Consider the following 15214-nt stretch of genomic DNA (forward strand, 5'->3'; position numbering starts at 1 on the left):
TGGTGTTCATGATCGGCGACTGGCGGTCGATCTTGCCGACGCCGGCGGCGTGCAGGGTCACGACCTGGCCGTTCTCGACGGTCTGGACGAGGGCCGCCGGGATGTTGGTGATGACGAAGCGGTTTCCGAGGTTGCCCGCGTAGGAGCGCAGGCGCACCGCGTTGATCTCGAGCTGGCGCAGGCGGATGTCGGCGCCCACGTTCATGGCCTGCTGGGTGGCCATGCTCATGCTGCCGGTCTGGCTCAGGCCGTGCCGGGCCTGGAAGCGCTTCACGCCGGCCGCGACGTAGGAGTCGTAGACGCCCGAGTTGCCGGAGGCCGGGTCGATGTCGCCGGTGATGGTCAGGCGCTGGCGCATCGCCGCGACGGCGGGGCCGCGGGCGCCGATGCGCAGGTGGTCCGCGCCGGAGACCGGCCGCCAGCCGCCGCGGGCGACGATGTCCTTGTAGCGCTCGACCATCTGCTCGGTGGCCGCCACCGTCTGCGGCGACAGGATCGGCGTGGAGGAGCGCTGCACCTGCATCGCGGCAGGCGAGGCGTAGTCCTGCGCCCACTCGGCCTGGGCGAAGCCCGCCGGCTCACGCGCCGAGGCGGCCTGCGTCAAAGCGACCGTGCCGAGGAGGGCGAGGCCGAGGGCGGCCCGGGTGGTTGCCTGTGTGAGCATCGTGGCTGGCTCTGGTCCGTGGATGGGCGGCGGGATGGGGCGGCAGACCGCACGTCCCTGGGCGCCCAGGGTGTCGGGGTGGGGTTAAGACTCCATGGCGAGCGGGCCAGATTATGGCGCGGGCATGCCGGACCGCACATCATGACGCAGTGCGGCCCCGCCGCCACAGCCGCGGGGACGCCGCCGTGGCAGGGATGGTACGGAGCGATTCGATCGCGTAACGGGGTCCCCATGGCGCCCGGCACCACCAGGATGAGCGGCCTGCGCGCGATCACCGCCGTGATCGCGCTCTACGCCCTCGTGCTCCAGGCCTTCCTCGGCGGCCTGATGCCGGTCGCGGTCGGTCAAGGCGGCGAGGTCCTGTGCCTGTCGGGCACGGACGTGCAGGCCGGCAATCCGGCGCCGGATCGAAGCGCGCCGCACGGCCACGCCGATTGCTGCACCGCCGCCCACGTCGCGGCGGCTGCGGTGGCGCCGCGCGCGTCCCCGGCGATCGCGGCGTGGCCGATGCGGCGCAGCGCGATCGTCACCTTCGCGGCCGACGCCGCCAACGGCCCGCGCGCCCCGCCCGGCTCGATCGCCCATCCGCGAGGTCCGCCCGTCGTCTGAACCGATCGCCCATCGATCCCTTCAGATGAAACGGACACATCCCATGCACCGGATTCCCCGCGCCGAGCTTTGCGCCGCGCTCGGCCTCACCCTGTTCACCTCGGCCGCCCTCGCCCACGCCACCCTCGACCGCAAGGAGGCCGCCCCGAAAGCGACCTACCGCGGCGTCGTGCAGATCAACCACGGGTGCGACGGCAGTCCGACGAACCGCGTCAGCGTGACGATCCCGGAGGGCTTCGTCGGCGCCAAGCCGATGCCGAAGCCCGGCTGGCAGGTCACCACCGCGCGCGGCGCCTACGCCCGGCCCTACCCGTCCTTCCACGGGACGGTGAGCGAGGGCGTCACCGCGATCACCTGGAGCGGCGGCACGCTGCCGGACGACGCGGTCGACGAGTTCACCTTCTTCGCCCGCGTCGCCGACACCTTCGCGCCCGGGACCGCCGTCTACGTCCCGGTCGAGCAGGATTGCGCGAGCGGCGGCTACCGCTGGAGCGAGATCCCTGCCGCGGGCCAGAGCGCGCAGGACCTGAAGTCGCCCGCGCCGATGGTGCGGATCGTGGCGGCGCAGGCGAGCGCGGCGCCGTCCGTCGTGAAGGCGGGCGATCTCGCGATCGAGACGCCGTGGCTGCGGGCGACGCCGATGGGCGCCACGGTCGCGGGCGGCTACGTGCGGATCACCAACACCGGCACCGCGCCCGACACGCTGACCGGCGCGTCGATCCCGCTCGCCCGCCGGGCGGCGGTCCATTCGATGACGATGGAGGGCGGCGTGATGAAGATGGCCCCCGTCGAGGGCGGCCTGACCATCAAGCCCGGTGAGACGGTGACCCTGAAGCCCGGCGGCTTCCACCTGATGTTCGAGGATCTCACCGCCGGGCCTAGGGCCGGCGAGACCGTGACGGGTACGCTGACCTTCGCGCGCGCCGGCACCGTGCCGGTGGCCTTCTCCGTCGCGCCGATCGGAGCCCAGGCTCCGAGTCCGGCGGCCGGCGAACACGCCCATCACTGAACCGCACTGAGGCGGCCGAGCCGCGCCCCGACCGGGTGCGCCGCTCGGCCGCCTCGATCGTTCATCCTTCACAAAGAACGCGCATGCCCGCCCGCGCCGACGCGCGTCCGGCGGATGGCGTTCGAGGTCCCGCCATGTCCCGCCTCCTCGAATCGGGCGCCCTCGCGCTCGCCTTCAGCCTGTCTGCCTGCCAAGCCTGCCGCGCGCAGGCGGGTCCTGACCGCGTCGAGCTCGCCGAACTCTCGGTGAGCGGCGCGGCCGCCGGTTCGGTCACCGTCCCGAGCGTCGCCGCGCAACGCGCGGCCGTGAACGCCACCGTCGGCTCCGTCGCCTTCGTCGACGCGGCGGAGTTCCAGGACCGCTACGCCAACACGCTCCGCGACGTCCTCAAGGACACCCCCGGCGTGTTCGTGCAGGAGCGCTACGGGCAGGAGTTGCGCCTGTCGGTGCGCGGCTCCGGCATCTCCCGCGGCTTCCACCTGCGCGGGATCGAGGTGCTCCAGGACGGCATCCCGTTCAACCTCGCCGACGGCAGCGGCGACTTCTACCAGATCGACCCGTTGGCCCTGCGCTCGGCCGAGGTCTACAAGGGCGGCAACGCGCTGACCTTCGGTGCGACCACCCTCGGCGGCGCGGTCAACTTCGTCACGCCCACCGCCTACACGGCGTTTGCCCCGAACATCCTGCGGATCGACGGCGGCAGCTTCGGCACCATCCGCGAGAATTTCCAGGCCTCGCGCATCTCCGGCCCGGTCGACGTGCTGATCAACGGCACGATCACCAATGCCGACGGTTTTCGCGATCACGAAACCCAGCGAACCCAGAACTTCAACGCCAACCTCGGCTACCAGATCGCGCCGGGCGTGGAGACGCGCTTCTACGCGGGCGTCTACCTCACCGACCAGAAGCTGCCCGGCACGCTGAGCCTGTCCGACGCCCTGAACGACCCGACGCGCGCCAACCCGACGGCGATCACGATGAACCAATCGCGAAAAGTCGAGACCGAGCGGATCGCCAACCGGACCTCCTTCGTGCTGGACGTGGGCAAGCTCGACATCGACACCTGGGCGATCCACAAGTCCCTATACCACCCGATCTTCCAGGTGATCGACCAGGACGGCTGGACCTACGGCCTCGCGCCGCACTGGGCCGGCACGTTCGATGTCGCGGGCTTCCGCAACGACACGATCCTGGGCCTGCGCGCCTTCGCGGGGCAGAACTCGGCGCAGCAATACGTCAATGTTCAGGGGCAGCGCGGCGCGCAGACGCTGAACGCGGTCCAGAGCGCCTCGAACCTGGAGGCCTACGGCGAGAACCGCTTCTGGTTCCTGCCCGACGTGGCGCTGATGACGGGCGCCAAGCTGTTCTCATCGAACCGGACCTACAGCAACAAGGGCGGCTTCACCGGGGCGAGCCGGCTCCTCTCCTACGCCAACGAGACCTACGAGGGCGTCAACCCGAAGGTCGGCCTGCTCTGGCAGCCGCTGCCCGATATCCAGGTCTTCGGCGATGTGACCCGCTCGCGCGACGTGCCGGATTTCGGCGACCTCGTGCAGACGAACACCCTCAACACCACCTTCGTCCCGCTGCAGGCGCAGCGGGCCTGGACCTACGAGGCCGGGTCGCGCGGGCGGATCGACCGGCTGTCCTTCGACGTGACGCTCTATCGCTCCGAGATCCGCGACGAGCTGATCAACTTCAACACCGCGCTCGGCGCGGCGATCAACCTGCCGGCGGCGACCTTCAACGCACCCCGCACGCGTCATCAGGGGGTGGAGGCCGCAATCACCCTCGACCTCGTGCGCGACCTCTCCGGTGCCGGGGATACCCTGTCGGTCGGCCAGATCTGGACGCACAACGACGTCCGGTTCGTGAACGACCCGGTCTACGGCGGCAACCGCATCGCCGGCATCCCGACGGACGTGCTGCGCACGGTGCTGCGCTACGCGCATCCGAGCGGCGTCCACGTCGCGCCGTCCGTCGATTGGGTGCCGCAGGGAGCGTTCGCCGACCACGCGAACACGCTGAAGGTGCCGGGCTACGCGCTCCTCAACGTCGAGGCCGGGATCGACTTCGCCAACGGCGTGTCTGTGTTCGTCGATGCCCGCAACCTGACGGACGCCCGCTACGTCTCGGACATCTCGGTCGTGGCCAATGCCGGCGCCGTGGCGGGCGGCCCGGTGGCGTTCTACCCCGGCAACGGCCGGTCGGTGTTCGGGGGCGTGCGCGCCTCGTTCTGAGGCTCACACCCCGAACAGGACGGCGTGCATCGTGCGGCCCGGCACCAGGGTGAACAGGCCGGTAACGATCAGCGCGCCGGAAAACAGGCCGATCATCGTCCAGCGATGGGCCGCGATCCGCCCGGATCGGGCGAACGCGACGCCGAGCACGAGCATCGTCAGGGTGAACAGCGACAATCCGTGAATCCAACTGAACGGGCCGACCTGGCGCAGCCCGTGGATGCCGAACGAACTCAGCGCCACCAGCGCCAGGAGGCCGACCCAGGCCCTGCCGAGGATGCGATGGGGCCGCCGTCCCTTCGGCAGGACGAACTGTGCGGCGCCGAGGGCGATCGCGAGGAAGGCTGCCAGCGCGTGGGCCTGCACCAGCGGACCGGCGGCGGCGAGCGGAGCAAGCGTCATGTCCGGCTCCGTCGCGCACGGCACGCGGCTCGTCCCGGCATGGCGGATCTCCCGTTTGCTACTATGTTGGCGTGAGCAACATGGAGATGATTGTTGGCGCTGTCAACATCTGACGACGCGGGGCGCTACCATCACGGCGATCTGCGCCGTGCGCTGCTCGACGCCGGCGCGCGCCTGCTGAGGGCAGGTGGGGTCGACGCCGTGACCCTGCGCGAGGCCGCGCGCGCCGCGGGCGTCTCGCACAACGCGCCCTATCGGCACTTCGTCAGCCGCGAGGCCCTGCTGGCCGCGGTGTCGGCGGAAGGCTTCCGGGACCTGCGCCGGCGGTTGGAAGCGGCCGATGGCGGTCCGAAGGCGAACGCCATCGGCCTCGGTCACATCTACCTGCGCTTCGCCGCCGAGGAACGGCCGCATTTCCTGCTGATGTTCGGCGGCGTCATCGACAAGGCGGATTTTCCCGATCTCGCCGAGGCCGCTGCCGCCGCGCTCGCCGTCCTCGATCGGGCGGTGAGCGGCGGCGGCGCGGAATCCGCGGCGGCCGAAACGCTGCGGGCCTGGGCCCTCGTCCACGGCCTCGCCCACCTCGTGGCCGAGCGTCAGATCACGCCCGAGACCGCGCGCGCCGTGCTCGGCGAGGAACCACGCCCACCGTTCCGATGAGACGTGGACCGTTAAGGTTATCGACAGGTTATCCCGCCGCGGGACCGGGATCGGCGCTAGGATTGCGCCCAGCCTCGCGAGCGGACCGGGCGCGTTCCGGTTCGGAACGGAAGAGCAGGCCGGCAGCGGCGCAGGAGGCGGAATGAACGGCCACGATGTCACGTTTCGGGACGAGCAGGACTGGGTCGATTTCGGCCGGACCTACGTCGCCTCCGAGGCCTTCCGGACGCTGTTCCATCAGGGCATGGGGCTCGTCGAGGAGACGGCCGCCTATCTCGACGGCGAGGGGCGCGACGAGTCGCGCCTGATCTCGCGCGACGCGACCCTCAGTTACGCCGCCGAGAGCATGCGCCTGACCACGCTGCTGATGCAGATCGCCTCCTGGCTGCTGGTCCAGCGCGCCGTCTCCGAGGGCGAGATGACGGCGAGCCAAGCGTTGCAGGAGAAGAACCGGGTGCGGCTCGCCGCGACGGACACCCCGAAGCCCGAGAGCTTCACGCTGCTGCCGGTCCGGCTTCAGAACCTCATCCTGCGGACGCGGCGCCTGCACGCCCGCATCCTCCACCTCGACGGGCTGATCTCGGACGACCGCCCGACGCCCTTCGCCCGCGAGAGCCCCGTCGCCGCGCAGCAGGGCCTGCTGCGCTCGGCCTTCCCGGCAGGCAAGGCCTGATCGGACCCCGCGATCTGCGGCGATCCTGCCTTCGACGAGAAAGGGCGACGCTGGAGGCGCCGCCCTTGCTGCTTGCGATCAGTCCCGAATACGGGCCGGGATCGCGTTCAGAAACTTACTTGCGGCCGACGAGATTGCCGAAGCGCGAGGTGAAGCGCGAGACGCGGCCGCCGCGGTCGAGCATCTTCTGCTCGCCGCCGGTCCAGGCCGGGTGGGTGAGCGGGTCGATGTCGAGGTTGAGGGTGTCGCCCTCCTTGCCGTAGGTCGAGCGGGTCCGGTACTCGGTCCCGTCGGTCATCACGACCTTGATGAAGTGGTACTCGGGGTGCTCGGTCCCCTTGGCCGTCTTCTTCTGGGCCTTGTCGGCCGGGCTCTTTGCCATGACGTTGGTCCTCGACGATGGCACGGATTCCGGAAACGCTGAGGGCGCAGCCCGTGAGGTCCGTGCGGGGAAACCTTGCGATCGGGCCGTTGCCACGAACCTCGCGTTCGTGCGAACCCCTCGTGCCACACCGACCGGCCCGCCGTCGCGGCCCGCGGCCTTTGAACGCGCGCAATCGGATGAAGGCGCGCGTATACCGCAGGCTCCGTTCGCTCACAAGCTTGCTTGACGCGTCGGTGGGAGCGCAAACACCAGAGGCGTGATGGCCCGCAAGACGAACCCGGCCGCGGACGGTCGCGACAAGGCCCCGCTCAGCTCCCTTCGACCGCTGTTCCCGTTCGCGGCTGCCTATCGCGGCCGCATCCTCGCCGCCTTCCTGTCGCTGCTGGCCGCCTCCGCCGCCACGCTCACGGTGCCGATCGCCATGCGCCGGGTGATCGATCACGGGTTCTCGCCCGAGGGCGAGAGCATGATCAACGCGTACTTCCTGGCGCTCCTCGGCGTCGTCGCGGTGCTCGCCCTGTCGAGTGCGGCCCGGTACTACACCGTCGTGACGCTGGGCGAGCGCGTGGTCGCGAACCTGCGCACCGCCGTGTTCCGGCAACTCACGCTGCTCGATCCCGCCTTCTTCGACCGCACGCAGTCGGGCGAGATCGTCTCGCGGCTCACCGCGGACGCGACGCAGGTGAAGGCCGTGTTCGGCGTCGCGATCTCGATCCTCCTGCGCAATCTCTTCCTGTTCCTCGGCGCGGTGGTGATGATGGTGATCACCAGCCCGAAGCTGTCGGTGCTGGTGCTGGTGGCGATCCCGTTCATCGTCTTCCCCCTGATCGTCTCGGGGCGCGGGGTGCGCCGCCGTTCGCGCGCCGCGCAGGACCGGCTCGCCGACGCGTCGGCCTACGCCGCGGAAGCGGTGGGCGCAGTGCGCACCATGCAGGCCTTCGGCATGGGCGCCGCCACGGCGGACCGCTTCGGCACCGCCTCCGAGAACGCCTACGCGGCGGCCGGCGAGTCCATCCGCGCGCGCGCCGTTCTGACGGGCGTGGCGATCTTCCTGATCTCGGCCTCCGTCGTCGGGGTGATGTGGTACGGCGCCCAAGGCGTGCTCGCCCACACGATGAGCGCCGGCCAGCTCTCGCAGTTCGTGCTCTACGCGGTGTTCGGCGCCAGTGCGCTGGGACAGCTCTCCGAGGTCTACGGCGAGCTTGCCCAGGCCGCGGGCGCGGCCGAGCGCCTCGGCGAGATCCTGGCCGCCCAGCCGGCGATCCGGGCGCCGGCCGATCCGCTGCCGCTGCCGGTCCCGCCGCGTGGGGCGGTGAGCTTCGAGGCGGTGCGCTTCGCCTACCCGACCCGCGACCGGACCGCGGCGCTCACCGGCATCTCCTTCGCGGCAGCACCCGGCGAGCGCATCGCGCTGGTGGGACCCTCGGGTGCCGGCAAGACCACGGTGCTGCAACTGTTGCTGCGGTTCTACGATCCGCAGGCGGGCCGCGTGCTGGTCGACGGCGTCGACATCGCCCGGGTCGACCCGGAAGCCCTGCGCGCGCGCCTGTCGCTGGTGCCGCAGGACCCGACCGTGTTCTCGGGCTCGGTCCTGGAGAACATCCGCTACGGCCGGCCGCAGGCCACCGAGGACGAGGTCCGCCGCGCCGCCGAGCTCGCCAACGCCGACGGCTTCATCCGCGCCCTGCCGCAGGGCTACGGCACGCCGGTGGGCGAGCGCGGGGTGACGCTGTCGGGCGGCCAGCGCCAGCGCGTCGCCATCGCCCGCGCGATCCTGAAGGACGCGCCGATCCTGCTCCTCGACGAGGCCACCTCGGCGCTGGATGCCGAGAGCGAGCGCGCGGTGCAGTCGGCCCTCGACGGCCTGATGCGGGGACGCACGACGCTGGTCATCGCCCACCGGCTCGCCACGATCCGCGCCGCCGACCGCATCCTCGTCCTCGACGAGGGCCGGATCGTCGAGGACGGGACGCACGAGAGCCTGCTGGCGCAGGGCGCCCTCTACGCCCAGCTCGCCGCCCTCCAGTTCACCGATGCGCTGGACGAGACCGCCCGCGGCAAGGGGCCGCGCCTGCGCAGCATGACCATGCCGGCGGCGGAATAGCCTCCTCGCCGATGCTCGATCTCGATCGCTTTCCCCGCCTCGCGCTCCTGGATCGACCGACCCCCATCCAACCCCTCGACCGGTTGTCGGCCCACCTCGGTGCCGCGCTGAACGGGGTGCGCATGTTCGTGAAGCGCGACGACGTGGCCGGCATCGGCGGCGGCGGCAACAAGCTGCGCAAGCTCGAATTCCTCCTCGGCGCGGCCCGGGCCGAGGGGGCCGACACGGTGATCACCGTCGGCGCCCTGCAATCCAACCACGCCCGGCTGACGGCGGCGGCCGCCGCCCGCGCGGGCTTCGCCTGCGAGCTGTTCCTGACCCGCAGCGTCCCGCGCGACGACCCGGCCTATACCGGCAACGGCAACCGCTTCCTCGACGACCTGTTCGGCGCCCGGGTGCACGAACTGCCGGGCGATGCCGATTCCTGGGCCGCGGCCGAGGCCCGTGCCGATGCGCTGCGGGCCGAGGGACGGCGCGTCTACGTCTTCCCGTCCGGCGGATCGAGCCCGGTCGGCTGCCTCGGCTACGCGGCCTGCGCCGCCGAGATTCTCGCGCAGAGCACCGCGATGGGCGTCGCCTTCGCCCGCGTCCTCGTCGCCAACGGCAGCGCCGGCACCCACGCCGGCCTCGCCGCCGGACTCTTCGCGGTGGGGCGCGACCCGCGGCTCGCGAAATCCTACGCGGTGCTCGCGACGCAGGCGCACGCCGAGGCCGAGACTCTGGCCAAGGCGAACGCGACGCTCGCCCTGCTGCGGCCCGGCGCGGTCCTCTCGTCCGCCGACATCGTCATCGACGGCGGCCATCGCGGCTCCGGCTACGGCATCCCCACCGACGGGATGCGCGAGGCGGTGCGGATGATGGCGCGGAGCGAGGGCGTCCTGCTCGATCCGGTCTACAGCGGCAAGGCATTCGCGGGATTGCTGTACGACGTGCGCAGCGGCCGCTACCGGCCGGGCGACGCGGTGCTGTTCCTGATGACCGGCGGCGTGCCGGGGCTGTTCGCCTACGCGTCCGCGTTCGCGAACGCCGAGAGATAGGCAGGAACGCCCGGCGCCTGCGCCATCACCGCTCGGTAAGCTTCATCTCGATCCGGCGGTTCTTCGCGTAGGCGTCGTCGCTGGTGCCGGGATCGAGCGGCTGGAACTCGCCGAACGCGCCGGCGAGCAGCCGCTGCGGCGGGAGGCCCTTGCCGGCCAGGTACTGCACGACCGCGATGGCGCGCGCGGCCGACAGCGACCAGTTCGATGGGAACTGCGCGCTGGCGATCGGCCGCGAATCGGTGTGGCCGTCGACCCGCAGCACCCAGGGCAGGTCGGACGGGATCTGCTTGGCGAGGTCGAGGATCGCGCCCGCGATCCGGTCGAGTTCCGGCCCGGCCTCGGGCTTGAGCGTGGGAGACCCTGCCGGGAAAAGCACCTCGGATTGCAGGACGAAGCGGTCGCCAACGACGCGGATGTCGGTGCGGTTGCCGAGGACCTGACGCAGGCGCCCGAAGAAGTCGGAGCGGTAGCGCGCCAGTTCCTGCACCTTCTGGGCGAGCGCGACGTTCAGGCGGCTGCCGAGATCGGCGATGCGGGCTTGGCTCTCGCGGTCCCGGCTCTCGGAGGCCGCGAGCGCGTCCTCCAGGGCGGCGAGCTGACGGCGCATGGCGGTGATCTGCTCGTTCAGGATGTCGATCTGCGACAGCGCGCGCCCCGTTGCACCGCGCTCGGCCTGAAGCTGCTTGTCGAGGTCGCTCGCCTGCCCTTGCGTCGCGGTGTTGGCCGAGGCCTGGGCGCGCGCCCGGTCGCGCTCGGCCTCAACGCCGAGGAGCGTGTTGCGCAGGGTCTGTGCCGTCTCCTCCTGCCCGCGCCGGTTCGAGCGCTCCAGGGCCAGGAGGTCGGTGAGGTCCACGATCTGGCGGTTGAGGCGGGCGAGCACCGTGTCGCGCCCGGTCAGCTCCTGCGACAGGAAGAACTGCCCGACGACGAAGATCGTCAGCAGGAAGACGACCGCCAGCAGCAGCGTCGCGAGCGCGTCGACGTAGCCCGGCCAGACGTTGAGGGTACGCTCGCGCCGGACCGCGCGCGAGGCCACGTCAGCGTCCCTCCCGCGGGGGCGGGAGCGACGCCGATCGATTGTTAAGTCGCATTTTCTTCACGCGAACCGGCCTCCACTTCGCTTGAAAATGCTCTCAAACCCGCTCCCGGCCGAGCCGGTCGAGCACCTGCTTCATCTCGCGCTCGCGGCCGGCCTGCGCCTCCACCCAGTCGCGGATCATCTGCTGCTCGGCGCGCATGTGCTGGACGAGGCCCTGGATGCCCTCGGCGAGGTTGGTCATCGCCTGGGTCGCGGCCCGTCCGTTGGCGCCCTCCGACACAACCTCGGTGAGCCGGTCCACGGCCTCCTTGAGGGCCGCGGCCGCCGCCGGCTCCTCGGGCGCCCGCACGATCGCGGCCGGCGCTGCCGTCTCCACGCCGGAGACCAGCCAGTCCTCCAGCTCGTTGTGGAAGCGCGCGTGCGCCTGACCGGCCTGGAGGTCGAGGAAGCCGGTGATGAGCGAGCTCGCGAGCCCGAACAGCGAGGCGGAGAAGGCGAGGCCGATGCCGCTCAACGGTACGGCGAGGCCGTTCTTCAGCTCGTCGAACATCACGCTGGCATCGCCCCCGCCGCGCATCGACTTGATGACCGAGCCGACCGCCGACAGCGTGTCGATCAGGCCCCAAAACGTGCCGAGCAGGCCGAGCAGGATCAGGATGCCGGCGATGTAGCGCAGGATGTCGCGGCCCTCGTCGAGGCGCGCGGCGACGGTGTCGAGGTAGGCGCGCACGCCCGCGACCGTCTCACCCGCGCACCGTGCCCGGATCGCGGGGACGAGGGGTCCGAGCAGGCTGGGCGCGCCCTTCGGCGCCTCGCCCCGGGCCACGGCGTTGACGTAGGCCGTCTCCTGAAACAGCCGGACCACCTGCCCGAAGGCGAGCAGCACCGCGATCAGCAGCACGCCGAGGATCAGCCCGTTGAGGCCCGGGTTGGCCTGGAAGGCCGGGGTGATCTGCCGGAACAGGATGAAGGCGAGGAAGCCCACCAGGATCAGGAAGACCAGCATCCGGATCAGGTAGATGCCGGGCCGCGCGATCGGCACCTGTTCCTGGACTGTCGTTTGGGCGGCCATCGGTCGCGACTCTTGCAGGGCGGGAGGCGCAGGACCGTTTCACGCACGCAAAACAGCGGCCTCCTCGAACAGGTCGGCACTGTGGCGGCAGGCTCGGTCGCGATCAAGCCGCAGGACGACTGATCCGAAGGCGGTCGTCCCCTAATCCCAGTCGCGCGGCCACGTTTCCTCGAGATGCGGACCGAGGCGCACGGCCGCGACCCGCATCGCCAGCCCGGCCGCGTCGGTCTCGACGGCGATCCCGCAGAGCGTGCCCGGCCCTTGCGCCGCTTCCAGGCGCGCGCCCGGCGTCTTCTGGAGGAAGCGGCGCAGGGGCTCGTCCTTCTGCATGCCGAGCACCGAATCGTAGTCGCCGCACATGCCCGCGTCCGACAGGTAAGCGGTGCCGCCGGGCAGGATGCGGTGATCGGCGGTCGGCGCGTGGGTGTGGGTGCCGACGACGAGGCTCGCCCGCCCGTCGAGGAAGACGCCGAAGGCCTGCTTCTCGCTGGTGGCCTCCGCGTGCACGTCGACGATGACGGCGTCCGCCGCCTCGCCCAGCGGGCAGGCGGAGAGTTCGCGCTCGACCGCCGCGAAGGGATCGTCCATCGCGTCCAGGAAAATCCGGCCCATGACGTTGACCACGAGCACGCGGGCGCCGGAGCGCGTCTCGACGATCGCGGCGCCGCGGCCCGGCGTGCCGGCGGGGTAGTTCGCCGGGCGGATCAGCTTGGGCTGGCGACTGATGAAGACCAGGGCCTCGCGCTGGTCGAAGGTGTGGTTGCCGAGCGTCACCGCGTCGGCGCCGGCCCCGAGGATCTCGTCGCAGATCGCCTCCGTGATGCCGAAGCCGCCGGCCGCGTTCTCGCCGTTGACCACGACGCAGTCGAGGCGCCAGCGCTCGCGCAAGCCCGGGAGCCGGTCGGTGACGGCCCTGCGGCCGGGCCGTCCGACGACGTCGCCGAGGAAGAGCAGGCGCATCGCCCTAGGCTTCGATCAGGGAAACGGGGCCGGCCTCGGTCACGACATGGTCGAGGGGCCGGTCGTGCGGCTCGGACGGGACGCGCGCGATCTCCTGCGCGGAGAAGGCGATGCCGATCGTCAGGACCGGGCCGAGACGCGACAGGCGCGCGATCGCCCGGTCGTAGTAGCCGCGGCCGTAGCCGACGCGGTGCCCCCGACGATCGAAGGCGGCGAGCGGCACGATCAGGGCGGTCGGATCGAGGGCGGGAAGGTCGTCGCGCGGCTCGCTGAGGCCGAAGGCGCCGGGAACCAGCGCCTCGCCCGCCCGCCACTCGCGGAACAGGAGGCCGTCCGGCGTGACCTTCGGCAGCGCGACCCGCTGCCCGCGCGCGAAGAGCCGCTCGATCAGCGGGCGCGGATCGACCTCGCTGCGGATCGGCCAGAAGGCGCCGACGAGGGCCGCGTCGGACAGGCCCGCGACCGCCATCGCCCACTCGGCCACGGCGAGGGCGCCGGAACGCCGCGCCTCCGGATCGAGGGCATCGCGCCGCAGGAGGGCCGCGCGGCGGAGTTCGGCCTTCTCCGAGGCTGACGAGGAGATCGAGTGCGGAGCCACGTGAGCCGTTGGAGGATCGATCCCGGGAAACCTACAGAGTAGGTGGGCGCCGTGTTGACCAAGTCCAGGGACGAGGCCAGGGACAGCTCCCGGGGGAGTCGATAAGGCCCCGGGGAAAGTGCTCCTGACGGACTCTGCAGCCCCGCCCATCCCATGTAGCGGTGGCATCGGCGGCGCGCCAGGGGTTCACTCCTGCAAAGGCATCCGGCGAACCGAAATTCAGTGGGCGAGCAGGCCGCGGAGGCGAGGCGAGCGCACCGATCCGTCGATGCATTCCAGCGTCTCGGATCGGTTGAGGGTGTGGATGCGGTTGCCGGGCCATTCGGGCCCGGCGCGCAGCAGCGTCTCCACGGTCTGTCCGTAACCGTCGTCGTCGAGGCGATCGATCCGGGCGAGGGCGAGCGCGCGGCCGTAGCCCTCGGTGCAGTCCTGAACGGGACGGATCAACCGGCCGCCGCGCGCGGCGATGCGCCCGGCCGGCCGCGCCGAGGCGACATCGACCAGCACCGGGTTGTGGGCATGCGGCGTCCAGGGTCCGCGGAAGTCCGGCGCCGACCAGAGGTGGAGCGCGTCCGAATACGATCCGCTGCCCAGCGGCGCTCCGAGCGGTGCGTCGCGGACCGTGGCGAACATCCACCACCGGCCGGCATGCTCGACCAGCGTCGCATCGCTCGCGACCACGCCGGAGACGAGCGTCGCCTCCTTCACCCAGCCCCGGGGATAGGCCGCGGCGCGGTAGAGGTCGATCGTGCCGGCGCTCCCCGTCTCCGGCACCATCCAGGCGATCCCGTCGCGGACGAAGACGAAGGGATAGGAGAGGTGCTCCGCCTCCTCCAGCACCGGCTCGGGCCGCCCGACCGGACCGGCCGGGCCGAACCGCACCGCGGAGACGATGCCCTTGCCGAGCGCGTGGACGAATTCCTCGACGAACACCCAGGATTCGCCGCGGTGATCGAGGGGGAACGGGTCGGCGTAGAAGCGCCGGCCGTCGTCGGGCAGGTCGCGCCACCCAGTCCCGGGATGGCGGCGCAGGTCGATCAGGTCGGGTCCATCGAGGCGGCGCCAGCCGACCCGCCAGTGCGGAGCGTTGTAGCAGAGGTGGTAGAGCCGCTGCGCGATGGCGTGCGCCAGCATCCGTCCCGTCCGCGCCAGGACGCGTCCGGGCGGCAGGCAGGCCGGGGCGAGACTGGTGCGGGACCGGACGGGATCGAGGCCGCCCTGGTCGCGGCCGGCGAGCGCGGCGGCGACGAGCGAGACGGTGCGCATCAGCGCGTCGTCGAACGAGGTCAGGATGATCCCGCGCCGCTCGGTTCCGACACGACCGGATGCGACGAGGCGGTCGCGGTCGTGAAGGGCGATCACCGGGGCGTGGCCCGCCAGCAGGCTGGCGAGCAGGCCCGCCGCTCCGGGCAGCCCATCGAAGGACAGGCGCCAGACCGGCACCGGCCCGACCGCCGGGACATCGCCGCACAGGTCGATGATCAGGTCCGGCGCGTCGATGCCGGGTTGCGGCCACGCCGACGTGTCCGAGGCCGGGACAGGCGACGACGCGCCGTTGCGCGGCAGGCGATGGATCAGGGCCTCCAGCGCGAACAGCAGATCGGCGTTGGCCGGCCACGGGTCCGGCCCGGGACGCGCATCCACCTCGATCGCGACGGCGCCGTGACGACCGGCAGGGTCGGCGATCCGGCGGAGCAGGAGCGCGTGCCACAGGCGCGGCCTCCGCCCATCGAGACGCAACCTCAGACGCATGCCGGCG

General features: G+C 71.6%; 15 protein-coding genes and 1 other RNA gene. 7 read left to right on the forward strand and 9 right to left on the reverse strand.

Translation table 11 applies throughout. The annotated features are described in order from the left end of the window. Positions 1-664: peptidoglycan-binding protein (locus ACFE8Y_RS09420; RefSeq protein ID WP_375464125.1), on the reverse strand; the 664-nt coding region annotated here is incomplete at its 3' end. A 231-nt stretch (positions 665-895) separates the two neighbouring features. On the opposite strand from ACFE8Y_RS09420, the gene ACFE8Y_RS09425 reads away from it, so the two are divergent. The 3 genes from ACFE8Y_RS09425 (at position 896) to ACFE8Y_RS09435 (ending at position 4522) form a co-directional block, all read left to right on the forward strand. Continuing rightward, positions 896-1273: a hypothetical protein gene (locus ACFE8Y_RS09425; protein ID WP_375464126.1), complete on the forward strand. Its 378-nt coding sequence runs from the start codon at positions 896-898 to the stop codon at positions 1271-1273. 43 nt (positions 1274-1316) lie between these two features. Next, positions 1317-2282 (forward strand): DUF1775 domain-containing protein, encoded by a 966-nt coding sequence (locus tag ACFE8Y_RS09430; protein WP_375464127.1) that lies wholly within the window; start codon positions 1317-1319, stop codon positions 2280-2282. 83 nt (positions 2283-2365) lie between these two features. Continuing rightward, positions 2366-4522 carry a TonB-dependent receptor family protein gene (locus tag ACFE8Y_RS09435; protein ID WP_375464128.1) on the forward strand — a complete coding sequence of 719 codons (2157 nt, stop codon included), beginning with the start codon at positions 2366-2368 and terminating at the stop codon, positions 4520-4522. Between the two features lie 3 nt (positions 4523-4525). Here the strand turns inward: ACFE8Y_RS09435 and ACFE8Y_RS09440 are convergent, their stop codons facing one another. Continuing rightward, positions 4526-4924, reverse strand: coding sequence for a DUF2306 domain-containing protein (locus tag ACFE8Y_RS09440; RefSeq protein ID WP_375464129.1), 399 nt, complete (start codon positions 4922-4924; stop codon positions 4526-4528). Between the two features lie 93 nt (positions 4925-5017). Between ACFE8Y_RS09440 and ACFE8Y_RS09445 the strand changes: the two genes are divergently transcribed. Together ACFE8Y_RS09445 and ACFE8Y_RS09450 are read left to right on the forward strand one after the other, a co-directional pair. Next, a complete protein-coding gene (locus tag ACFE8Y_RS09445) occupies positions 5018-5584 on the forward strand; it encodes a TetR/AcrR family transcriptional regulator (protein ID WP_375464130.1) in 567 nt (188 codons plus the stop codon). Positions 5585-5726: 142 nt separating this feature from the next. Next, on the forward strand, positions 5727-6257 hold the full coding sequence (locus tag ACFE8Y_RS09450) for a DUF1465 family protein (protein ID WP_375464131.1): 531 nt from the start codon (positions 5727-5729) through the stop codon (positions 6255-6257). Between the two features lie 115 nt (positions 6258-6372). Here the strand turns inward: ACFE8Y_RS09450 and rpmE are convergent, their stop codons facing one another. Next, the gene (rpmE, locus tag ACFE8Y_RS09455; RefSeq protein WP_375464132.1) at positions 6373-6639 is read right to left on the reverse strand and encodes a 50S ribosomal protein L31; all 267 of its coding nucleotides are present in this window, start codon (positions 6637-6639) and stop codon (positions 6373-6375) included. Between the two features lie 262 nt (positions 6640-6901). Between rpmE and ACFE8Y_RS09460 the strand changes: the two genes are divergently transcribed. Together ACFE8Y_RS09460 and ACFE8Y_RS09465 are read left to right on the forward strand one after the other, a co-directional pair. Then, positions 6902-8746, forward strand: coding sequence for an ABC transporter transmembrane domain-containing protein (locus ACFE8Y_RS09460; protein WP_375464133.1), 1845 nt, complete (start codon positions 6902-6904; stop codon positions 8744-8746). A gap of 11 nt (positions 8747-8757) precedes the next feature. Further along, on the forward strand, positions 8758-9783 hold the full coding sequence (locus ACFE8Y_RS09465) for a D-cysteine desulfhydrase family protein (RefSeq protein ID WP_375464134.1): 1026 nt from the start codon (positions 8758-8760) through the stop codon (positions 9781-9783). Between the two features lie 25 nt (positions 9784-9808). Here ACFE8Y_RS09465 and ACFE8Y_RS09470 read toward each other — a convergent pair whose 3' ends face one another. From ACFE8Y_RS09470 to ACFE8Y_RS09495, 6 genes are all read right to left on the reverse strand, one after another. Beyond that, the gene (locus tag ACFE8Y_RS09470; RefSeq protein ID WP_375464135.1) at positions 9809-10822 is read right to left on the reverse strand and encodes a peptidoglycan -binding protein; all 1014 of its coding nucleotides are present in this window, start codon (positions 10820-10822) and stop codon (positions 9809-9811) included. A gap of 97 nt (positions 10823-10919) precedes the next feature. Continuing rightward, the gene (locus tag ACFE8Y_RS09475) at positions 10920-11897 is read right to left on the reverse strand and encodes a MotA/TolQ/ExbB proton channel family protein (protein WP_375464136.1); all 978 of its coding nucleotides are present in this window, start codon (positions 11895-11897) and stop codon (positions 10920-10922) included. A gap of 141 nt (positions 11898-12038) precedes the next feature. Further along, positions 12039-12857 (reverse strand): TIGR00282 family metallophosphoesterase, encoded by an 819-nt coding sequence (locus ACFE8Y_RS09480; RefSeq protein ID WP_375464137.1) that lies wholly within the window; start codon positions 12855-12857, stop codon positions 12039-12041. A gap of 4 nt (positions 12858-12861) precedes the next feature. Beyond that, the gene (locus ACFE8Y_RS09485) at positions 12862-13455 is read right to left on the reverse strand and encodes a 5-formyltetrahydrofolate cyclo-ligase (protein ID WP_375464138.1); all 594 of its coding nucleotides are present in this window, start codon (positions 13453-13455) and stop codon (positions 12862-12864) included. Continuing rightward, positions 13445-13601: non-coding RNA, 6S RNA (ssrS, locus tag ACFE8Y_RS09490), on the reverse strand. The genes ACFE8Y_RS09485 and ssrS overlap by 11 nt, the downstream gene beginning before the upstream one ends. 73 nt (positions 13602-13674) lie before the next feature. Further along, positions 13675-15207 carry a formyl transferase gene (locus tag ACFE8Y_RS09495; RefSeq protein WP_375464139.1) on the reverse strand — a complete coding sequence of 511 codons (1533 nt, stop codon included), beginning with the start codon at positions 15205-15207 and terminating at the stop codon, positions 13675-13677. Between the last annotated feature and the right edge of the window lie 7 nt (positions 15208-15214).

This window comes from uncultured Methylobacterium sp. (genome assembly GCF_964242245.1).
Taxonomy (GTDB): domain Bacteria; phylum Pseudomonadota; class Alphaproteobacteria; order Rhizobiales; family Beijerinckiaceae; genus Methylobacterium.